20 protein-coding genes and 2 riboswitches are annotated in these 22160 nt (G+C 46.2%); of the genes, 19 read left to right on the top strand and 1 reads right to left on the bottom strand.

Annotation, left to right across the window (positions count from 1 at the left end; genetic code table 11):
* Window positions 1-96 precede the first annotated feature (96 nt).
* The 8 genes from CAGA_RS09025 to CAGA_RS08990 all read left to right on the top strand — a co-directional run bounded on the left by CAGA_RS09025 (window position 97) and on the right by CAGA_RS08990 (window position 10317).
* Complete coding sequence (locus CAGA_RS09025; RefSeq protein WP_167875200.1) at window positions 97-1329, top strand: CapA family protein; 1233 nt, start codon at window positions 97-99, stop codon at window positions 1327-1329.
* Window positions 1330-1369: 40 nt separating this feature from the next.
* A riboswitch (FMN riboswitch) is annotated at window positions 1370-1499 on the top strand.
* 75 nt (window positions 1500-1574) lie between these two features.
* The gene (locus tag CAGA_RS09020; RefSeq protein WP_135660035.1) at window positions 1575-2144 is read left to right on the top strand and encodes an ECF transporter S component; all 570 of its coding nucleotides are present in this window, start codon (window positions 1575-1577) and stop codon (window positions 2142-2144) included.
* A gap of 78 nt (window positions 2145-2222) precedes the next feature.
* A riboswitch (SAM riboswitch) is annotated at window positions 2223-2319 on the top strand.
* A gap of 77 nt (window positions 2320-2396) precedes the next feature.
* Complete coding sequence (gene metK / locus CAGA_RS09015; RefSeq protein WP_243113009.1) at window positions 2397-3581, top strand: methionine adenosyltransferase; 1185 nt, start codon at window positions 2397-2399, stop codon at window positions 3579-3581.
* Between the two features lie 49 nt (window positions 3582-3630).
* Window positions 3631-3969, top strand: a complete 339-nt coding sequence (locus tag CAGA_RS09010) for a hypothetical protein (protein WP_135660031.1) — start codon at window positions 3631-3633, stop codon at window positions 3967-3969.
* Between the two features lie 63 nt (window positions 3970-4032).
* On the top strand, window positions 4033-6249 hold the full coding sequence (gene recD2, locus CAGA_RS09005) for an SF1B family DNA helicase RecD2 (RefSeq protein ID WP_135660029.1): 2217 nt from the start codon (window positions 4033-4035) through the stop codon (window positions 6247-6249).
* Complete coding sequence (locus tag CAGA_RS09000) at window positions 6239-6907, top strand: ComF family protein (protein WP_135660027.1); 669 nt, start codon at window positions 6239-6241, stop codon at window positions 6905-6907. The genes recD2 and CAGA_RS09000 overlap by 11 nt, the downstream gene beginning before the upstream one ends.
* Before the next feature lie 63 nt (window positions 6908-6970).
* Window positions 6971-7996 carry a rod shape-determining protein gene (gene mreB, locus CAGA_RS08995; RefSeq protein WP_135660025.1) on the top strand — a complete coding sequence of 342 codons (1026 nt, stop codon included), beginning with the start codon at window positions 6971-6973 and terminating at the stop codon, window positions 7994-7996.
* Between the two features lie 452 nt (window positions 7997-8448).
* Window positions 8449-10317, top strand: coding sequence for a methyl-accepting chemotaxis protein (locus CAGA_RS08990; protein WP_167875199.1), 1869 nt, complete (start codon window positions 8449-8451; stop codon window positions 10315-10317).
* 186 nt (window positions 10318-10503) lie between these two features.
* On the opposite strand, the gene CAGA_RS08985 is transcribed toward CAGA_RS08990, so the two are convergent.
* The gene (locus CAGA_RS08985) at window positions 10504-10740 is read right to left on the bottom strand and encodes a hypothetical protein (protein ID WP_135660021.1); all 237 of its coding nucleotides are present in this window, start codon (window positions 10738-10740) and stop codon (window positions 10504-10506) included.
* A gap of 341 nt (window positions 10741-11081) precedes the next feature.
* On the opposite strand from CAGA_RS08985, the gene CAGA_RS08980 reads away from it, so the two are divergent.
* The 11 genes from CAGA_RS08980 to ligA all read left to right on the top strand — a co-directional run bounded on the left by CAGA_RS08980 (window position 11082) and on the right by ligA (window position 22151).
* Entirely contained in the window at window positions 11082-11987 is a 906-nt protein-coding gene (locus CAGA_RS08980; RefSeq protein ID WP_135660019.1) for a DUF5685 family protein, read from the top strand.
* Entirely contained in the window at window positions 11971-12612 is a 642-nt protein-coding gene (locus CAGA_RS08975; protein WP_135660017.1) for a J domain-containing protein, read from the top strand. The genes CAGA_RS08980 and CAGA_RS08975 overlap by 17 nt, the downstream gene beginning before the upstream one ends.
* Window positions 12613-12634: 22 nt before the next feature.
* On the top strand, window positions 12635-13168 hold the full coding sequence (locus tag CAGA_RS08970; protein WP_135660015.1) for a hypothetical protein: 534 nt from the start codon (window positions 12635-12637) through the stop codon (window positions 13166-13168).
* Between the two features lie 140 nt (window positions 13169-13308).
* Window positions 13309-14193, top strand: coding sequence for a MurR/RpiR family transcriptional regulator (locus tag CAGA_RS08965; RefSeq protein WP_135660013.1), 885 nt, complete (start codon window positions 13309-13311; stop codon window positions 14191-14193).
* Window positions 14165-15436 (top strand): BaiN/RdsA family NAD(P)/FAD-dependent oxidoreductase, encoded by a 1272-nt coding sequence (locus tag CAGA_RS08960; RefSeq protein WP_135660011.1) that lies wholly within the window; start codon window positions 14165-14167, stop codon window positions 15434-15436. The genes CAGA_RS08965 and CAGA_RS08960 overlap by 29 nt, the downstream gene beginning before the upstream one ends.
* Window positions 15433-16107, top strand: coding sequence for a (d)CMP kinase (gene cmk, locus CAGA_RS08955; protein WP_135660009.1), 675 nt, complete (start codon window positions 15433-15435; stop codon window positions 16105-16107). The genes CAGA_RS08960 and cmk overlap by 4 nt, the downstream gene beginning before the upstream one ends.
* A gap of 78 nt (window positions 16108-16185) precedes the next feature.
* The gene (locus CAGA_RS08950) at window positions 16186-16752 is read left to right on the top strand and encodes a lysophospholipid acyltransferase family protein (RefSeq protein ID WP_135660007.1); all 567 of its coding nucleotides are present in this window, start codon (window positions 16186-16188) and stop codon (window positions 16750-16752) included.
* 11 nt (window positions 16753-16763) lie between these two features.
* The gene (locus CAGA_RS08945) at window positions 16764-17363 is read left to right on the top strand and encodes a lysophospholipid acyltransferase family protein (protein ID WP_135660005.1); all 600 of its coding nucleotides are present in this window, start codon (window positions 16764-16766) and stop codon (window positions 17361-17363) included.
* Window positions 17360-19330 carry a bifunctional 4-hydroxy-3-methylbut-2-enyl diphosphate reductase/30S ribosomal protein S1 gene (locus CAGA_RS08940; protein ID WP_135660003.1) on the top strand — a complete coding sequence of 657 codons (1971 nt, stop codon included), beginning with the start codon at window positions 17360-17362 and terminating at the stop codon, window positions 19328-19330. The genes CAGA_RS08945 and CAGA_RS08940 overlap by 4 nt, the downstream gene beginning before the upstream one ends.
* A 113-nt stretch (window positions 19331-19443) precedes the next feature.
* Window positions 19444-20079, top strand: coding sequence for a sporulation protein YunB (yunB, locus tag CAGA_RS08935; RefSeq protein ID WP_135660001.1), 636 nt, complete (start codon window positions 19444-19446; stop codon window positions 20077-20079).
* A 74-nt stretch (window positions 20080-20153) separates the two neighbouring features.
* A complete protein-coding gene (gene ligA, locus CAGA_RS08930) occupies window positions 20154-22151 on the top strand; it encodes an NAD-dependent DNA ligase LigA (RefSeq protein ID WP_461949990.1) in 1998 nt (665 codons plus the stop codon).
* Window positions 22152-22160 lie beyond the last annotated feature (9 nt).

Raw genomic sequence — 22160 nt, 5'->3', positions numbered from 1 at the left:
CAAGGCTTCGTTTGCTTGAAAGAGAGCTTTGTAGGATCTGTTCTTTTTTTCTGTTTCATGCTATACTATACCTATCTTTTTGATAGGGGTTTTGATATGGAGAAAAAAAACAATCCGTCCCATCAGCTGATTAAAGTGACAATCGGTGTTTTCGTTGTTGCCGTATGTATGACGGGATTTCTCTTTTTCCTTGAGACTACGAGGCAGAATAATGCAAAAGCAGTTTCCCTGTCGTCTTCAGCATTGTCGTCCGTTTCGTCGGTTGCCCCGTCCCTGCCGGAGAAAAAACCGGTTTCAATCACCATTCTGGGGGCGGGCGACAATTTAATTCATGATGTGATCTATAAGCAGGCGAATGCCCGCGCAGGCGGAAAGGGCTATAATTTTCAACCGGTTTACGCACGCATCGCAGGCGATATCAAAAAAGCGGATATTGCGGTAATTAATCAGGAAACGCCGCTAGCAGGCAAAATAGCCCCGCTGTCGGGTTATCCTTTGTTTAATTCACCTGCCCAGATGGGTGACGAGCTGGTAAGTTTAGGGTTTGATGTAATCAATCACGCGAATAATCACGTGCTGGACAAAGGGGAAAAAGGGGTCGCGGCAACTCTTGATTATTGGGCAACCCAGCCATCCGTAAAAGTGGTCGGAGCTTATCGCAGCGATGAAGACCTGGAAAATATCCGTATCGTGGAAGCAAAAGGAATTAAAACTGCCCATATTGGGATAACCGAAATGACAAACGGCCTTTATTTGCCGAAAAATTCAAAATACAGGCTCATTTATGCAAATAATACTGCCTTGATCGAGCGCCTCATTAAAAAGGCGAAATCAATGGCGGATGTTGTGGTTATTTCCGTTCATTGGGGTACGGAAAATACGTATACCCTGACGGATAAGCAAAAAACACTCGCTCAGAACATGGTGGACTGGGGTGCGGATATCATTTTCGGCAATCATCCCCATGTGATTCAAAAGCTGACTGTTTTAACAAGGAAGGACGGAACAAAATGTCCGGTTGTGTTTGCTTTGGGCAATTTGGTTTCGGCACAGCAAAAGGGCGATAACATGATCAGCGGCCTTTTAACGGTGACCATGACAAAGGATTTTACGACAAACAAAACGACTTTTACCGGTATGAAGTTTAAGCCGATTGTTACGCAGTATGGCAAACGCTGTGCCAATATTACGATTTATCCTCTTAATCAGTATACGGATGCCCTTGCTTCCGCCCATGGGGTGAGGAAATATACGCCAGCTTTTAGTCTGCGCTATATTCAATCCGTTCTCGATAGAAATATCCCAAAAGAGTATTTACAAAAGGATTGACAAAAAACTAACGGAATGCTATAATAATAGCAAATAAAATAGCTGTCTTCGGGGCGGGGTGAAATTCCCCACCGGCGGTAAAGCGGCGAAAGCCGACAAGCCCGCGAGCGAAAGCTGATTTTGGTTCGATTCCAAAGCCGACGGTATAGTCCGGATGAAAGAAGAGCGCGCATATTTGCGTATTTAGTCCCGTAGCTTTGCTGCGGGATTTTTTTTCGTTGGCAGCATGTAAAGGAGAGAGGTTTATGAAGACAAGCAAAAGAAACAGTATTCTTTTCATGGCTCAACTGGGTATGCTGGCGGCCGTTTCCATTGTTTTAGTCGCGTTTGTTCGCATACCGCTTATTCCAGCGGCTCCTTTCCTGGAGTATGACATGGCGGATGCGCCCATTTTAATTGCGGCCATGCTTTTCGGAACGGTTCCTTCCATCGTAGTTCTGTTTGTCGTGTCGGTCATACAGGCATTCTTGTTTGGCGGAAATGGATGGGTCGGTCTTTTGATGCATTTTGTTGCTTCTGGCGCCTTGGTGGTTTTGGTCGGGCAATTCTATCACCACAGCAATAAATTTACCCATGCGGTCATCGGTATGGTATTGGGTACGTTCGCAATGACGGCTATCATGGTTCCGATGAACTATATTTTTACGGTACACTTTTTCGGGACGCCGAAAGCGGTAGTTGACGCGATTATGCTCCCGGGTATTATCCCCTTCAATTTAATAAAAGCGGGCTTAAACAGCATTATTGCGGGGGTTATTTTTAAAGCACTAACTCCGTTTATCAGTAAAAATAAAAATATGTTTAATGCCGCTTAACCCATCGTTTTCTTTCAAATCCGCTCTTTACAATTATTCATGTATATGTTATAATCCTGTTGTAAAACTAAATATGCCCCCTTATCAAGAGTGACGGAGGGAACAGGCCCTATGATGTCCGGCAACCTACAATGTGTAAGGTGCCAAATCCTGCGGTAAAGCCGAAAGATGAGGTAATAATATACACCGTTCGGACTTTGCGAACGGTGTTTTCTTTTTACCGGCTAGTGTTAATATAGGAGGAATATGATTATGTCAAGACATTTTTTTACTTCCGAATCGGTTACGGAAGGACATCCGGATAAGTTGTGCGATCAGATTGCCGACGCTGTGCTGGATGAGATTCTTGCTCAGGACCCACAGGCTCATGTAGCCTGCGAAGTTACCGCCACAACCGGTGTGATTCATGTGATGGGGGAGATTTCCACGGAATGCTATGTGGATATCCCTTCGATCGCGCGTCAGGTTGTAAAGGATATCGGTTATGATAATCCGGATTACGGATTTGACGGGAATACGTGCGGCGTTATTACATCCATCGACGTTCAGTCGCCCGATATTGCGATGGGTGTAAATCAGTCTTTGGAAGCAAAGCAGGGCGCGACCGATGAAAACGACTTAATTGGCGCGGGCGACCAGGGAATGATGTTCGGATATGCCTGCGATGAAACGCCGGAATTGATGCCGCTAGCCATATCGCTTGCGCACAAGCTTTCTAAGCGTCTGAGTGAAGTACGTAAAGAAAAAATCCTTTCGTATTTAAGACCCGACGGCAAGACGCAGGTGACGGTTGAATATGAAGGGGACGAGCCCGTGCGTGTGGATACCGTTGTTGTATCTACCCAGCATGACCCGGACGTTTCGCTTGAGCAAATCCGAAGGGATATTATTGAAAAAGTCATCAAGCCGATTATTCCCGATAAATGGCTTGACAGTAAAACGAAATTCTTCGTCAACCCCACCGGGCGTTTTGTAATCGGCGGGCCGGTAGGCGACAGCGGGCTGACCGGAAGGAAAATTATCGTTGATACCTACGGCGGCTATGGAAGACACGGCGGCGGTGCTTTTTCCGGGAAGGATCCGACGAAGGTCGACCGTTCAGCGGCTTATGCTGCACGCTATGCCGCGAAAAACGTGGTTGCGGCCGGCTTAGCCAGGAAATGCGAAATTCAGCTTGCCTATGCGATCGGAGTAGCCAGACCGGTCTCCATTATGGTCGATACCTTCGGAACATCAAAGTACGGCGACGATGAGCTCGCGGCTGCCGTTTCCAAGGTGTTTGACCTTCGCCCGACTGCGATTATCCGTGACCTGGATCTTCGGCGCCCGATTTACCGCTCTGTCTCCAATTATGGGCATATGGGCCGCGAGGACCAGCATGTTTCCTGGGAAAAACGGGACAAAGTGGACGCATTAAAAGCAGCTTTGGCAAAATAAAAGAGCACAAAATCACCTCATTACATAAACTGTAATGAGGTGATTTTTTATGCTTGAAATCATAGCAAGACTGTTTTTTGTGTTTTTGGCGATCCTTGGGGCGGTCGAAATCATTCGAAGCTTTATTTCGTGGTCCTTGCGCACGCCGCATCATAAGGGAAAGCTTTATCTTGTTCTTTCCATTGAGGGGCATGATGAGGAAGCGGAGCTGCTTCTGGAGAGTGGCATTGAAAAACTGAAATGGGTTCATGGCGAAGAAAAAATGCTGATTTGTCTGGATAGAGGGATGGATGAAGAAACCAGAAAAATATGTGCAATTATAGCGCACCGGAATCCCGGGGTGGTAGTCTGTAAACCGGAGGAATTGGTGAATATTCTTGAACAATAATTTGCAAATACATATCCTATGTATTATACTGGGTTTATAAGGATGATAAACTGAGGGAGTTTCATGAAAAGCGAAAGCCTGCTGGAAATGACCGGCTCCGTGGAGCAGGTCATTTTTAAAAATGAGAGTAATGGATATGCAATCATTGAAATGAATAACGGGGAAGAGCTTGTTACCGTAGTGGGTTCAATGCCGCTTGTAAGTGTCGGAGAGGAATTGCGGGTGATTGGAAACTGGATAAACAGTCCCACTTACGGTACGCAGTTTAAGGTGGAAGCCTTTGAACTTTCAAAACCGGCCACAACGGTTGCCTTGCTCAAATATCTTGCCTCCGGCGTGATTAAAGGGATCGGGCCGAAAACGGCCGGCAAAATTGTGGATGCATTCGGGATGAACGCGTTGGAGATCATTGAAAAGGATCCGGAGCGCCTTTGTGAAATTAAGGGGATCACAAAAGCTAAGGCGCAGAAAATAAGCGACGAATTCCAGAGAACACACGGCATTAAGGAAATGATGCTGTATCTTGGAAGCTACGGCATATCCCCGGAGGAATCCATACGGGTTTGGAAATATTATGGCCCGGAGTCGGCGGAACGCGTGCGGGAGGATCCTTATTGCCTGTGCCGGGACGGTATTGGAATCGATTTCGGGCGGGCGGATGAAATCGCTGCTTCGCTGGAACGCCCGCAGGACGATAACTGTAGGATTAGGGCAGGAATTCTGTATGTTTTAAAACATAATATTGGGAACGGGCACACTTGCCTGCCGGCGGACAAGCTGTTGAAGACTGCCGCAAGGCTGCTTGAAATCGAGGTGGAACTGGTTACGGAAACGCTGGAGGAGTTGAAGTCGGAAGCTTCGGTTGCCTTCGCTGCTTTCAATGGCAGAGAATATATTTTCACGCCGCAGATGTATCGCTCCGAGGTGTATTGTGCCGGGCGACTCAAAATGATGCTTCGCTATCCCGCGCAATCCATTGTTGGGGTTGACGATTCAATTTCCGCCATTGAAGAAACATTACAAATCCGCTACGCGGAGAGGCAGAAGCAGGCGATCAAGGAAGCGCTGTTAAAGGGAATTCTGATTTTAACCGGAGGTCCCGGAACCGGAAAGACAACGACCTTAAACGCAATCATTAAGATACTGGAAGAAAAGGGAGAAAAAGTCTTGCTAGCGGCTCCGACCGGACGCGCCGCAAAGCGTATGTCGGAGCTGACCGGGCAGGAGGCAAAAACCATTCACCGTATGCTTCAGGTGGAATGGGACGAGAACGACCTTCCCGTCTTTGCCAAGAATGAGAAAAATCTTTTGCAATGTGATGCTCTGGTTATAGACGAGCTGTCGATGGTGGACGCAAATTTGTTAGAGGCGGTTCTGCGCGCCTTGCCGCTTGGATGCCGTATGATCATGGTTGGCGACTGCGATCAGCTTCTTTCCGTTGGGCCGGGCAATGTTTTGGGGGATTTAATAGCAACAGATTTGTTTCCCGTTGTACAGCTTGACCGGATTTTCAGGCAGTCCATGCAAAGCCTGATTATCACGAACGCGCACCGAATTGTAAAAGGGCAGATGCCGGAACTTGCGGTCCACAGCAGCGACTTTTTCTTTCTGCCGAGCAATGACCCTTCTGAAATCCAAAGGACAATTGTTGAGCTGTGCGCGGTACGGCTGCCCGCCAGCTACGGATATTCGCCTCTGACCGATATTCAGGTGCTTTCCCCCGGACGCAAAGGGAAACTTGGTACTATGGAACTGAACAGGCGAATTCAGACGGCGGTAAATCCGCCGGATCCTTCCAAACGGGAAATCAACATTAACGGGGTGCTTTTCCGCGAAGGCGATAAGGTGATGCAGGTAAAGAACAATTATAATCTTTCATGGTCAAAATCGGATGGTTCTTTGGGCGAGGGCGTTTTTAACGGCGATCTGGGAATCCTTTGCTCGATTGACCGAAGAGCTTCCACTTTAACGGTGCAGATGGATGACCGTGTCGTCCTGTACGAACTGGAAACCGCGGCGGAATTGGAGCTTGCTTATGCGATGACTGTCCACAAGAGCCAGGGAAACGAATTCCCGGCAGTGGTGATACCTATGTATCCAGGCGCTCCGCAGCTTTCTTACCGCAATCTGCTTTATACGGCAATTACACGGGCAAAATCGCTGCTCATCCTTGTAGGAACGCAAAGGACAATTCAGGCGATGGTCAACAATAATAAAAAAACGCGCCGGTATACCGGACTCTCCTATTTTTTAACGCAAGGAGCGGAAAATGAAGAATAAAGGGATATTTGCCGCAGTTTTGAATATGATTTTTCCCCCGAGATGCGCTTTTTGCGGTGAAGTCATTTTATCCGGAGAAAAAGCCTGCGGAAAATGCTCCAAAGAAATCAAAACGCTCAATCTAACGAAACGCATGGTTTTACCGAATTTAGGGAAAACTGTTTTTTGTGTATCCCCTTTTGCATACGAATATAAAATCCGGGTTTCCCTCATTCAGTTTAAGTTTTATGGTCGCCGGGACTTCGCGGATGTTTACGCGGAAACCATGGCGGCGCTGGTACAGAAACAATTTCCGGAAATTTCGTTTGACTTTCTTACCTCTGTGCCGATTTCTCCAAAAAGAAAACAGGGAAGAGGCTACAACCAATCCGAACTGCTGGCAAAGGCAATTTCCAAATGCGCATTTCTTCCATATAATGAATGTTTAATAAAAATCAAAGAGAACAGAGAACAGCATAAATTGACGGAAAAAGAACGCCGGACAAATGTTTTGGGTGTTTACCAAGTAATAAACAAGGAAAAAATAGCAGGGAAAAAGATTCTTTTGATCGATGATATTGTAACGACGGGGGCAACGCTGAGCGAATGCGCCGAAACACTTTACCAAGGCGGCGCGGAATTTGTTGCCTGTGCCGCAGTTGCCCAAGTGCCGCTTTAAAAAGTTGAAATATCATCTATTCTGTAATATAATAATTGGGAAATTAAGATTGGATGTGGTTGTGTGCTGGGAACAGATATAGCGATCGATTTGGGTACATCGACTGTCAAAATTTATCTTGACGGCAAAGGGATTATACTTAATGAACCGGCAATTGTTGCCGTAAATGTGGAAACGGATGAAGTTGTTGCTACCGGAATGGAAGCATATAAAATGGTGGGAAGAACGTCCGATAAAATTGACGTTGTCCATCCGCTTTGCAACGGGGTTATTTCAAATTTTGATTTGGCGCAGCATTTAATAAGTACTTATTTAAAGAAAATCAGCGGTAGCAAGGTTTTTATGCCCCGCGTTGTTGTAAGCGTTCCCTGCCAGATTACGGAAGTTGAAAAACGCGCGGTAGTGGATGCGATTAGTGCGGCGGGTGTCCGCAAAATCTGTTTGATTGAAGAACCCGTGGCGGCCGCACTAGGCGCCGGGGTAAATATCGCGACCCCGCACGGCACCCTGATTGTTGACATCGGTGGCGGCACGACGGATATGGCGGTGCTGTCGCTGAGCGGAATTGCGATCTCCAGATCCATTAAGGTTGCGGGAAATGCGTTTGATGAGGCGGTTATAAAATATATCCGCAAAAAATATAATCTGATTATCGGGCATCGTACAGCGGAGGATGCGAAGATTGCGATTGGCTGTGTTTACCCGAGAAAGGAGCTGGTTTCCCACAGAGTAAAAGGGCGTAACGCGATGAACGGTTTGCCGCAGTGGGCCGATATCAGCTGCGACGAGATGCTGGAAGCTTTAATTGAACCGGCGATGCAGATTGTCCGCACCATACAGGAAATGCTTGAAAAAACACCTCCGGAACTTATGGGCGATGTTTATTCCGACGGAATTATTTTAACGGGCGGATCGGCGCAACTTTCCGGGTTCGATACGCTGATTTCAAAAAAAGCGAAAATGCCGGTTCATATTGCGCAGGATTCGCAGATTTGTGTGGCATTGGGTGCCGGCAAAGCAATTCAATTTATTGATGATATACAGAATAAGGGCTATGGCATTTTAAATCCGCTGAGCGCGGCGTACTAAAATCAAAAACTTCAAAAAAGCGTTGCCGTATTTTTCTACGGCGGCGCTTTTTGTTTAGCAAATTCGATTGGAATGCTTTTTTAAGCATGGCAAAGTTGCGATGTATTTTCCGTATATTTTTAAACAATAACTGTATAAAATTGAAGAAACTTTCTGTTAAAATTATAACATTAATCTTCAATTCAGACAAAAATATAGCAATTTTGTTGATCTTAGATAATATTTTAAGATTATATTTTATACAGAATCAATTTTACAACTCGACAATATATAATAATTACTAACAAATATTATTAGAAGGAAGGAAATTTATGGTGAGTGCGAGTAAAAAAATTACAAGAAAATTAGCATTTAAAATTCCCTTAAAAGTTGTTTTCGCAATTGCTGTTATGATTGTATTTATCTGTGTTTTTCTAAATATTTATCTAACAAATTTACAACAAAGGTCTGTGATGAACAATATCAATGCGGTTGCGGAAAACAACGCCTATCTGGCATCGGGTTACCTGAATAATCTAAAGACCGTTGCGAGTACATTTTCAAAACAGGTTTACCAATATAAAACGTTGGATGCTGGTCTTAGGGATCAACTTATCCGGAAGGACTTGGCTTCCTATTTGGACGATGAACGTATCTTTTCCGCTTATATCGCATTAGAACCGAATTCTTTATTTGAAAATACGCCGAGTGGCAGGTCGTACTATGAATACCGAGACGGAAACACCAAGAGATTGGATGTAGCCGATGATTATGATACATATAAGGACGGGGAATATTACGCTGTTTCGAAGCAAACCGGCAAAGCGCATATTACGGAACCGTATACCTATAAGCTTTCAAATGGGAATACCGTGTGGCTTATTACAATCAGCAGTCCGATTGTTGACGGCAATGGAAAATTCTTAGGCGTTGTAACTGCAGATATTTTAACCGACACCATCAATAATCTAGATTATAACTTAGGTGGCTACACAACATCGGATAACTATATCCTTTCAACCGGTTCGGTTTATGTTTCCGATACGGCGGATAAGAAAAAATCTGGTACAAAATATTCAGAGAAGGCAGACAATTCTGTTTTTAAAGTAAGCCAGCCTTTAAAAATTGATGGTATTGAGAGTAAATGGACCAGTAATTTTACTGTTGGGAAATCCGAGGCATTAAAAGATGTTTCCATGCTTACCCTTTTGATTTCTCTGGTTGGTATAATCGGTATTCTCATAATCGGATTTGTTATCATTCTGATTATCCGCAGGTCTCTTGCCCCGGTTAATAAGATTGTTACGCTTTCTCAGGAGATGGGAAACGGCAACCTGAATTCCGATATTCATGTAGATACGCAGGATGAACTGGGGGAACTGGCCGCCATCTCAAAAGAAACCTCCCAAAGGCTGAGCGAATATGTTAGTGAGATATCGCAGGTTTTAACAGAAATATCAAACGGAAATCTGAAAGTAGATGTTACGCGTGATTATGTAGGCGACTTTTCCCCAATTAAAAAAGCGCTAGTTAAAATTATTGACTCTCTGAATATTGCGTTTTCGGAAATCGGAACCGCCGCCATACAGGTTTCGACAGGAGCAGAGGAAATTGCCAATGGTGCCCAGTCGCTTTCAAATGGTGCAACGGAACAGGCCGGTTCGTTGGAAGAACTTTCTGCCTCAATCGACGAGGTGTCGCAGAAAGTGAAACTAAATGCCAACAACGCGAATAACGCGAGAATACTGGCAGAGGATGCGCAAAGAGAACTGGAAATTGGCAAAGAGACAATCGGCGAAATGATGGCGGCAATCACGGAAATCCGCGATACATCTATGGAGATTACGAAGATTATTAAGACGATTGACGACATCGCTTTCCAAACCAACATTTTGTCACTAAATGCCGCCGTTGAAGCGGCCCGGGCGGGCAGTGCCGGAAAGGGTTTTGCTGTTGTGGCCGATGAGGTTCGCAACCTTGCAAGCAAGAGCGCGGAAGCTGCTAAGCACACGACCACATTGATTGATAATTCTGTCAACGCGGTAGAGAACGGTACAAAAATAGCGGCGAAAACAGCGGAGCTTTTGAACTTGATTGTTGCGAAATTTACGGATGTCAACAACTTGGTGACGGAGATTGCGGACGCTTCCAATGAGCAGGCAAGCTCCATTTCCCAGATTGATACCGGTGTTTCGCAGATTTCTTCTGTTGTTCAGATGAATTCCGCTACTGCGGAAGAAAGCGCCGCGTCCTCCGAAGAACTTTCCGCTCAGGCTAATCTCCTAAAGGAACGGGTGGCCAAATTTGAACTGAAGACAGACCTTCAAATATCAAAAGAATAGTAAACAATAGTAAAAGGACAGCTACTGGATCACCAGCGGCCGTCCTTTTACTTGTAGTGCGAAAATAGTGCGAAAACGCCCGGTACAGCCGGGCGTTTAAAAAGCTTTCATACAGTACAAGCGCCCCCGAGCGCTTTAAAACTACATAGGAAAACCCCGGCATAGCCGGGGCGACGGTTCTGAAGTTTATTTGCTCATCATGTAGTTGATAAACATTAATTCATCTTCCGGATTTTCTACATTTAGCTCAGCGGAAACGGTTGAATTTTTCGCGCTTTCCAGGAGCGCACGAACGCCATAAAGCTGGCAGAGCTTGCTTTTCAGATTCAGCGTATTGCCGTCTTCTGTAATGAGGTATACATTTCCTTTGGCCTTGTCTAAAAGGTCGATCAGTTTCACTACGTCAATGTCGTAAAGTTTCATCTACTTACCTCCTGTTATTACTGTTTATCACGGTCTGCTCTTGAGCAGATTATATCATGGAAATCCAAGAAACACAATCAATCTTTGTTTATTTCTTTCCATATCTAAACAGTTCAGTCATTTCTTTTACAGTTTTATAATACCATACATTATACACAAAATCAACATCTTACATTTGTGCAATGTTTAAAAAATCAGAAGAATTTAAGAATTAAACTATTTATTTTTCAAGTTTTGCTTTTGATTTCTTAAAATTCACATATTGTTAATTAAATCATGGAGCCAAATATAGTAAAATAATAGACAACGTATAGGAAAAGCTGTTTTTAAGGATGGTTTTGGTGTTTGGTTATATAAGGCCGCAAAAATCAGAAATGCTTGTTCGGGAATATGAACAGTACAAGGCTGTGTACTGTTCGCTTTGCCGTCAGCTTGGGAAAAGCTATGGAATGATGGCGCGCCTTACATTAAGTTACGACTGTACGTTTTACGCATTGGTGCAAATCGCGGTCGGCGCGGATTGCCCCGGTTTTAAGAATGGACGTTGTGTTGTTAATCCGTTGAAAAAGTGCGCATACTGTAACGCGGGCGAAAATGAGTTGATTGCCGCTTCTGCGTTGTCGGTAATCATGACGTATTATAAAATAAAGGATGACATTGCGGATTCCCGCTTTTTGGGGAAGCTTCGTTCCGCTTTACTTTTGCCCTTCGCGGCCCGCGCGCACAAAAGGGCGGCTCGTGATTTCCCGTGGATGGATGCCATCGTTTCCAAGTCAATTCAAATGCAGTATGAAGTGGAGCACAGGGACAACCCTTGTATCGATGCCTGTGCGGAACCTACTTCGGAAATGCTTAGACAGATTTTTGAATCCATTGCCGGGAAACCGGAAAATTCGGAAAGTGCGAAGGTCCGTATTCTTCGTCAGTTTGGGTATTATCTTGGACGATGGGTCTATTTAATCGATGCTGCGGATGATATTGAAAAGGATATTCGATTTGCTTCTTTTAATCCTTTTGTATTAAAATTTCAATTAAATCAGTCGAGTACGCAGGAAGAACTGGACAAAGTAAGAGGTTACGTGAATCAGGTATTAAACCTTACACTTTCTCAGCTCATAGCCGCATTAAATATCTTGGATTTAAATTGTTTCGGGCCTATAGTTGATAATGTTGTAAAAAAAGGTCTGCCGCAAATTCAAAAAGAAATACTGTTTAAGAAGGAGAAAATGCATGTCGGATCCTTATAAGGTATTAGGAGTTTCACCAAACGCCACAGATGACGAAATTAAAAATGCTTATCGCGAGCTTGCGAAAAAATACCACCCCGATAATTACTCCGGAAGTCCGATTGCCGATTTAGCCGGTGAAAAAATGAAGGAAATTAACGAGGCTTATGATACCATTATCGCGCAGCGAAAGCAGCAGAAAAATGGAGGGTATTCTTCCTATAACACTTCAAATGGCGGATATACAAATCCGGGTTATGCATATTACTCGAATACGGGATTCGGCGACGTTCGGAATTTAATTATGCTGGGTAGGATTGCGGACGCGGAACAGATTTTGGACGGCGTACCGCCGGAAAACAGAAATGCGGAATGGTATTTTTTGAAGGGAACCGTCCTTTATAAACGGGGCTGGCTCGAAGAAGCATACAACTGCTTAGCAAGAGCATGCCAAATGGATCCTGGCAATGGGGAATACCGCGCGGCCATGAATCAGGTGATGAACCAGCGCAACGGTGCGTATGGTGGGTATAATCCCAACGTCACATATGCCAACGGTTGCAGCGGCTGTGATATTTGTTCGTCGCTGCTTTGCGCGGACTGTTGCTGCGAATGCATGGGCGGGGACTTAATCCCATGCTGTTAACAGCATTTAGGGGGGATTTCCTTTGACGAAAAGTTTCCGCTTGGCTTTTTGCGGAATTGCTACGGCATTGTGTACACTACTGATGTTTCTAACTGGAATCATATCGATCGGGACCTACGCGTTTCCGGCGCTGGCGGGCGTGCTGCTGATCGCGGTTGTGATCGAATTCGGGAAGAGCTGGGCATGGTTGGTTTATGTTGCTGTTTCGGTGCTTTCGCTGTTCCTAGCAGGGGATAAGGAAGCCGTGGTACTATTTATCCTTTTCTTCGGGTATTACCCCATTTTGAAAGCGCAGATTGAAAAAATTCATAACAGGGTGGCAGCCTATATTTTGAAATTTTCTGTATTTAACGTATCGATGGTTGCCTGTTTTTTTCTCAGCATCAAGCTGCTGTCCGTACCGGAAGATAGTTTTACCGTTGCGGGGATATACCTTCCGTGGGTATTCCTGCTCATAGGAAATATTATTTTTGCAGTATACGATTACGCACTATCCCTGTTGGTTGTTTCCTATTTCCAGCGGTTTCATCCGTATTTCCGTAAATGGTCAAAATAAAGGTTTGCCCCCGAAGGGGGCTTTTTTTATTGGGAATCCGCATTAAAATGAATTAAAAAGTGTCCCTTCCTGCAAAATAACGGAAATATACTTGATTTTTAAGCGATTTCGAATTAATATGAATAACAGGAGTTGGTTGAATGAATAATTTATTAATCACCAGAATCAGAAACAAGATGAAAGAATTTTCGAAAGGGCAAAAATTAATTGCAAAATATATTGAGGAACATTACGATAAAGTTGCGTTTATGACCGCTTCGAAACTGGGAGCGACCGTCGGCGTGAGCGAATCGACGGTTGTCCGTTTTGCTACGGAAATCGGCTATACGGGGTATCCCGAATTGCAGCAGGCTGTGCAGGAAATGATTCGCAGCAAGCTGACCTCCGTTCAAAGAATGGAGGTTACCGCAAGCAGGATCGGCGACGCCGATATTCTTGATTCCGTATTTAATCAGGATATCGAAACTATCCGCAGAACGATGGAGGAAATACCGCATGAGGATTTTTACCGTTCGGTAGACGCGATTGTCGCCGCACGCAAAATTTATATTCTCGGGGCAAGAAGCTCGCTTGCCTTGGCAACGTTCCTCTACAATTATTTTAATTTAATTTTCGAGAATGTCCTCTTAGTAAAGTCAACCAGCGAAGGTGAGATTTTTGAACAGATGATCCGGGTGGACGAGCGGGATGTTGTTATTGGAATCAGCTTTCCCCGTTATTCCCGGAAGGCGGTTAACGCTATGAACTTTGCCCACAAGCGCGGGGCGACGGTAATTGCCATTACGGACAGTCCGCTTTCCCCTCTTGCGAAAGAGGCGGATTACGCCTTGCTTGCCCGTAGTGATATTGCTTCGATTGTGGACACCCTCGTAGCGCCGCTCAGTTTGATCAATGCACTGATTGTAACCACCTCACTAAAAAAATCAGGAGAGCTTACACAGGTATTTAAGCGCCTTGAGGATATATGGGATGAATATGAAGTGTATGAAAAGGTAGATGAAAAAGCTAGTGGATCAGCTCTATGATGCGCTGATAATCGGGGGCGGCGCCGCGGGGATGCTGGCGGCAGGAACCGCTGCCAGCAACGGCCTGTGCGTTTGTCTGCTGGAAAAAAAGGAACGTCTCGGGCGGAAGCTGCTCATCACCGGAAAGGGCAGATGCAATCTTACCAACAATTGCGATATACAGACCTTTATCGCATCAGTTCCGTCAAACGGGCGCTTTCTTTACAGCGCGGCCACGCATTTTCCTCCGCAGGATACCATCCGCTTTTTTGAAGAGCTTGGCGTTCCAATCAAGGTTGAGCGGGGAAACCGCGTTTTTCCTCAGTCGGACAAATCCTCCGATATTGTGGACGCCCTTACGAAATTTGTAAAGCGAAACGGTGCTGAACTTGTTACGGGGGAAGCAAAAAGGCTTTTGCTGAAAGAAGATACCGTCCATGGGGTACAGCTTTCGGACGGGGCTGAAATAGCAGCAAAAAATGTGATCGTATGCTGTGGAGGTGCTTCCTATCCCGCAACCGGTTCCACCGGCGACGGTTACCGCCTTGCAAAGCAGGCAGGACACACCGTAACCCCGCTGCGCCCCTCGCTGGTGCCGCTTGTTGTATCCGGAAGCGAGTGCCGGGATATGATGGGCCTTTCGCTGAAAAATGTATCGATTACGGTAATGGATACAAAAAAGAAAAAAACGATCTATACGGATTTTGGCGAAATGCTCTTTACGCATTTCGGCGTTTCCGGTCCGATTATCTTAAGCGCGAGCGCGCATATGCGGGATATGGAGCCGGGCCGTTATCATATTTTTATCGATCTGAAGCCGGCGCTCAGCATAGAGCAGCTTGACGCGCGCCTGCAGCGCGATTTTGCACAGAATCAGAATCGGGATTTTTGCAACTCCTTATCTGCGCTGCTGCCGCGAAAGATGATTCCCGTAATGGTTTCGAAATCCGGAATACCGCCGGAAAGGAAATGCAACCAAATTACAAAGGAAATGCGCCGTGCTTTTGCGGGCCTTTTGAAATCCTATGAATTGCAGGTATCGGCTTTTCGGCCGATTGAAGAGGCAATCGTTACTTCCGGGGGCGTTAAGGTCAGCGAAATCAACCCAAAGACGATGCAGTCCAAATTGGTGAAAGGTCTCTATTTCGCAGGGGAAGTCATTGATGTGGACGCCTACACTGGCGGCTTTAACCTGCAGATTGCGTTCAGCACCGGCCGCCTTGCGGCTGATTCTATAATAAACAAGGGAGAAGCAAACGAATGATAGCAATTGCCATTGACGGCCCGGCAGGGGCCGGGAAAAGCACCATCGCCCGCCGGGCGGCGGCGGAGCTCGGCTATATTTATGTCGACACCGGCGCTTTGTACCGCGCGGTCGGCCTGTTTATGTTACAAAAAGGGGTTGCTCCTTCCGACTCCACGGCGGTTTGCCCGCTTTTGGAACAGGTGAAAATCCGGCTTGCTTTTCAAAACGGGGAGCAAAAGGTTTATTTAGGGGATAGGGATGTTACAGGCGATATCCGTACGCCGGAAGTTTCTATGGCGGCTTCCGATGTTTCTGCCATTCCGGAGGTACGGAAGTTTTTGTTCTCTTTACAGCAGGATCTAGCGAAAACAAACAATGTTATTATGGACGGGCGTGATATAGGAACGGTTGTCCTTCCGGATGCACAGGTGAAAATTTTCCTGACTGCATCGCCGGAGGAGCGCGCGGAAAGAAGATATGAGGAGCTGAGGGAAAAGGGAGAAAAGGTGCGGTTTGACGAAGTTTTGGCCGATTTAAAAAAGCGGGATTACAACGATTCGCACCGTACGGTTGCGCCGCTTGTTCCGGCGGAAACAGCGATTGTGGTGGATACTACGGGAATGACATTGGAACAATCGATTGATAAGCTGATGTCGATTATTGAAAAGAAGCTGAACGAAAATAATTGAAACTGGTGATACTAAGTGAAGCGTACACCTCTGTATAATTTTGGGAAAATATGTATTCAGCCTGTGGCAAGATTATTTATGCCTTATCAGGTTAATGACGGCGACAATATGCCGCCTACCGGAAAAGTAGTTGTCTGTTGCAATCATATCAGCAATTCCGATCCGATACGGCTTGCTTTTTCGCAGCGCCGCCAGATTTTTTATATGTCGAAATCGGAGCTGTTTAAAAACAAAGCGTTTGGCCTGATTCTTTCCGGGCTTGGCGCTTTCCCCGTACAAAGGGGGAAGGGGGATATGTCCGCTATCAACAGAGCCCAAGAGCTCCTGCAAAACGGCCAGGCGCTGGGCGTTTTTATTGAAGGAACACGTTCGAAAACCGGGGAGCCCTTACAGCCGAAGGCGGGGGCGGTCATGCTGGCTTACAAAAACAATGCGCCCATTCTTCCATGCTGTATTACCCCAAAGAGCGGCGGCGTTCCCAAGGCCTTTGAAAAATGCATGGTATCGTTTGGAAAACTGATACAGCCGGAGGAACTGGGAATCGAAAGGGGCACAGGGACGGAATTCCGTAATGCATCCCGCTTTGTGATGAATAAAATTATTGAGCTTCGTGAGCGTGATTTGAAAGCATTTGAAAAAATGTAAGGCTTGATTTTATGTTTTATTTTTTTTGCCTTCGGTTTCTTTCCTTCTTCGCAAAACGGCTTTTTTCAATTGAATACAGGGGGATTGAAAATATACCGGAGGAAGGAAGGTTGATTGTCTGCTGTAACCACAAGTCGGTGTTTGACCCGCTGTTTCTGGCGATGCCCTTTAAAAGGCAAATCCGGTATATGGCAAAATCCGAGCTGTTTGAGGAGCATGGGGCCGTTATCCGGTGGGTTTTATACCGGTTGGGTGCTTTCCCGGTGAAAAGGGATTCGGGCGATGCAGGCTCTGTCCGCAGGGCTGTGCAAATATTGAATCAGGAAGGTTTGCTGGGGATTTTCCCGCAGGGGAAATGTGTTTTTGACGATACGCCGTTCCAACCGAAAGCCGGCGTTGCGATGATTGCCGGCCTTTCAAAGGCTCCGGTTCTTCCCGCTTCCATTTACTGTGATGGGATCATTAAACCGTTTAAGCGGATAACGGTTCGCTACGGAAAACCGATTTTCCCGGATGAGCTGGATATCCGGGAGAAATCAACCGCTTCCATACGCTCGGCGGCGTTGGTCATCGCGGAAAAAATAAATCAAATGCTGGAGGAAAAGTATTGAAGGTCATTGTAGCCCGTTCGGCGGGATATTGCTTCGGCGTCAACCGGGCGATCGAAATGGTGGACGCACTTCTTCGCAAAGGGAAAAAGGTTTGTACGCTTGGACCGATTATTCATAATCCGCAAACGCTGGCGCAGTTTGCGGAACGCGGCGTGAAAATTGTGGATTCGCCCGACGAGGCGCCTGCGGACGCGACAATTGTCATTCGCTCCCACGGCGTGTCGAAGGCCGTATGCGATGCGATTTTTGAGAAAAAATTAGAATGTGTCGATGCGACCTGCCCGTTTGTCGCAAAAATACACAAAATTGTATCAAAGGCATCTGCTGAGGGAAAAACAGTCCTGATCGCAGGGGATTGCAGTCACCCGGAAGTTCAGGGAATCCGGGGGCATTGCTCCGAAAATTGTTTTGTGTTTAGAAATGCGGAAGAATTACGGGGGATCCTCCAAAATATTCCGATTGACAATAAAATGCCCCCCTGTGTAGTAGCCCAAACAACTTTTAGCGTATCGGAATGGGAAAATTGTTTGGAAATCATCAAAAGGGTATATACAAATGCAACAATTTTTGATACAATATGTAATGCTACTGCTGTTCGTCAATCGGAAGCGGAGTCGCTTTCCCGATGTTGCGACGTAATGATTGTAATTGGTGGGAGGCAGAGTTCAAATACAGCGAAATTACGGGATGTGTGCAGAAAAAACTGCAGCACCTATCTTATAGAAACGGCGGATGAACTGCCGTTGTCGGCTCTGAAAGGGGCCGAGTGTATTGGCATTACTGCCGGTGCTTCCACGCCGGCAAGCATTATAAAGGAGGTACTTGATACCATGTCAGAAATCAACGAGGCTGCTGGTCAAAATTTAATGGAGAATAATGCCGAGGGAAACTTCGAGGAAATGCTTGAGGAGTCCCTAAAGAATTTAAATACAGATGAGAAGGTACGCGGTGTGGTTGTCGGCATTACTCCCAGCGAGGTGTTTGTCGATGTAGGAAGAAAGCAGGCTGGTTTTATACCGGCTTCGGAGCTTTCCGCTGACCCGAATGTCCGTCCGGAGGATGTCGTTAAAATTGGCGATGAGATGGAACTTCTCATCATGCGTACAAACGACCAGGAGGGCACCATTATGCTTTCCAAGAAGCGCTTAGACGCAGCAAAGGGCTGGGAAACGGTTTCCTCCGCGGAAGAGAGTCAGGAAGTACTTACCGGTGTTGTTACCGAGATCATCAAGGGCGGCTTAATTGTTGTTTCCCATGGTGTCCGCGTCTTTATTCCTGCTTCTCAGGCTACCGTTTCCCGTGGCGAACCATTGGATGAGCTTCTTAAAAAAGAGGTGAAATTCCGCGTTATCGAAGTTAACCGTAACCGCAGACGTGCGGTTGGTTCGATCCGTTCCGTCCTGAAAGACGAACGCAAAGCATTGGCCGAAAAATTCTGGGAGACTGCCGAAGAAGGCAAGGAATACGACGGTGTTGTAAAATCATTGACTTCGTACGGTGCCTTCGTTGATTTGGGCGGTATCGACGGCATGATCCATATTTCCGAACTGTCCTGGGAGAGAATCAAACATCCCTCCGAAGTTGTCAACATTGGAGATACGGTTCATGTGTATATTAAGGGTCTTGACAGAGAAAAAGGGAAAATTTCCCTTGGATATAAACGCGCAGAGGACAACCCCTGGGAAATCCTGAAGCGGGATTATCCTGTCGGCACAGTTGCGGATGTTACGATTGTTGGGATGACAGAATTCGGCGCATTTGCAAGAGTTATTCCTGGTATCGACGGTTTGATACATATTTCTCAAATCGCCGACCACAGAATTGAAAAACCGCAGGATGTCCTGAAAGTGAACGAGGTTGTGAAAGCCAAGATTACGGATATTGATTTTGACAAGAAGCGCGTCAGCCTTTCCATTCGTGCTCTTCTTGAGCCTGAAGAAAAACCGGAAGAAACGCCGGCAGAATAATTTTATATTGGATTGTAGAAACGCAGAGGAATTTGTTTCTCTGCGTTTTTTCTGCCTTTGCACATTTTTATTCCTCCTGTGTATTATAGGGTAAGTGCTTTGGAGGTGAGTCTATGCAAGGGTGGCGCAGATACAGGACTCGTTCGCATAGTGGTTTTAAGGGTTTATTATTCATAGCTTTCATTTTAGCGTTTATACTATTGCTGGACACTCAATTTCGTCCGGTAATTAAAGCGATTATTACAAATCAGGCTCGGATAAAGTCGGTTGACGTAATCAATCGCGCAATTTCCCAAGAATTGGATAAAAATGCCCTTACCTACAATGACCTAGTATCGATTGAGCGCGATACCAACGGAAAAGTGCTTTCGATTACCACCCAGATGGTTCGGATGAACCAATTGAAATCCGTGGTCATTGCGGATGTACAAAAAGAACTTGGCGATGATTCCCATATGGATATGGGCGTTCCTTTGGGAACCCTTATCGGGAATGATTTATTGCATGGACGGGGACCGGACGTACCGCTTCGGCTTACCCTTTCCGGTTCCGTCAGCGCGGAATTTAAAAGCACGTTTGAATCCGCGGGAATAAACCAGACCAAGCATCAGATTCTTTTATGCATACATACCAGCATTTATTCGTACATACCGTGGTTCGATTCGACTACGGAAGTTGAAACCTCGATTCCAGTTGCGGAAACCGTCATTATCGGCGAGGTGCCCCAGGTTGTTGCAAATATTAACTGATCTTGTTATAGTATAATTGCGTAATTTATTTCCAGTATTTCCTGATACAGCCCTGTTTAAAAGCAGATTTAAGAATGAAAGGAAACATTTCAATGGATGTGAAAGAAGCGGAAATTCAGCATAAAAAACTGACTGAATTAATTAATTATCATAATAAAAAATATTACACGGAAGACGCGCCGGAGATTGATGACTACGAGTACGATATGCTTTACCGTAAACTTCAACAGCTTGAATCGGAATTTCCCAGCCTGATTACACCGGATTCTCCTACGCAGAAAATCGGCGGCGAATCGCTGAGTAAATTTCAACCGGTTAGGCATGAAGTACCTCTGGAGAGTCTTCACGATTCCTTTTCAAAAGAGGAATTGATGAACTTCGACCGCAAAGTCCGCGCGGTGGTAGAAAATCCGGTATATATTGTCGAACCGAAATTCGATGGCCTTTCCGTTTCGCTCGAGTACCGGGACGGCATTTTCTTTCGCGGTTCCACCCGCGGGGACGGCTTTGTCGGCGAGGACGTAACGGAGAACCTTCGCACCATCCGCACCATTCCGCTGAAGCTGACCAAAGCTTTACCGTTCCTTGAAGTGCGCGGCGAGGTTTATATGTCCCATAAGAGCTTTTTTGAGCTTTCCGAGCGGCAGGAACTGAACGACGAAAAGCCGTTTAAAAATCCGCGCAACGCGGCGGCTGGTTCCCTCCGCCAGAAGAACGCAAATGTGACCGCATCCCGTAAGCTCGACATTTTTGTCTTTAATGTTCAGCAGATTGTCGGAGCGGAGCTTCACGCGCATGACGAAGCGCTCCGCTTTTTAAAAGAACTTGGATTTGTCATTCCGCCCTTCTTTACCGTCTGTAACACGATGGAAGAGGTGATCTGCGAGGTAGAAAGGATTGGGGATATGCGCGGAACGCTGGATTATTCCATTGACGGCGCGGTTGTGAAAGTAAATTCTTTTTCCCAGAGGGCGGCTCTGGGAAGTACCGCGAAGTTCCCAAAATGGGCGGAGGCGTTTAAATATCCGCCGGAAGAAAAGCAGACGAAACTGCTGGACATTGAAGTCAATGTCGGCCGCACCGGCGTACTTACGCCCACGGGCCTATTTGAACCTATTACGCTTGCGGGGACGACCGTAAGCCGCGCAACGCTGCATAATCAGGATTTTATCGCGGAAAAGGATATCCGCATCGGGGATACCGTTGTATTACGAAAAGCGGGCGAAATTATTCCGGAGGTTGTTTCCGTTGTATCCCATGCCGAAGGCTCGCGACCGTTTGTTATGCCCGCCGTTTGTCCTTCCTGCGGCGCGAAGGTCACGCGGGAGGAAGGAGAAGCCGCTACGCGCTGTACGAACCCCGAGTGCCCGGCGCAGCTTCTGCGGCATATGATTCATTTTTCAAGCCGCGACGCGATGGATATTGACGGGCTTGGTCCGGCTGTTATTGAGCAGTTGGTTAAACATGGCCTTCTTTCTTCACCGGCGGATTTATACCATCTGGAGGTAGAACAATTGAAATCCCTTGACCGGATGGGGGAAAAATCGTCTCAGAATTTGGTCGACGCCATTAAACGGTCGAAGGACAATGATCTTTACCGGCTGATTTATGCTTTAGGTATCCCGAATATCGGGCTGAAAGCGGCAAAACTCCTTTCTGCGTATTTTAAGAGCATGGATGCGGTTTTCCAGGCGACGGAGGAAGAAATAGCCAAAATCGAAGGCTTTGGCTGGATTATGGCGCAAAGCGTCCGGCACTTTTTCGACCTGCCGAATACCGCCCATTTAATCGGAAGGCTACGGGACGCGGGCGTCAATATGCTCAGCAAAGCCGTGGTAGCGGATAACCGTTTCTCCGGAAAAACCTTTGTGCTGACCGGTACCCTGCCCACATTGACAAGAGCGCAGGCAAGCGCGGTGATTGAAAAGCTCGGCGGCAAGGTTTCCGGAAGTGTTTCCAAGAAAACCGATTATGTTTTGGCCGGCGAGAATGCCGGGAGCAAACTGACGAAGGCGCAGCAGCTTGGCGTCACGATTATTACCGAAGAAGACTTTCAGGAAATGATCCGATAGTATTTATAT

This window comes from Caproiciproducens galactitolivorans (assembly GCF_004768785.1).
Classification (GTDB): Bacteria; Bacillota; Clostridia; order Oscillospirales; family Acutalibacteraceae; genus Caproiciproducens; species Caproiciproducens galactitolivorans.
This window is presented reverse-complemented; position numbering and strand designations above follow the sequence as displayed.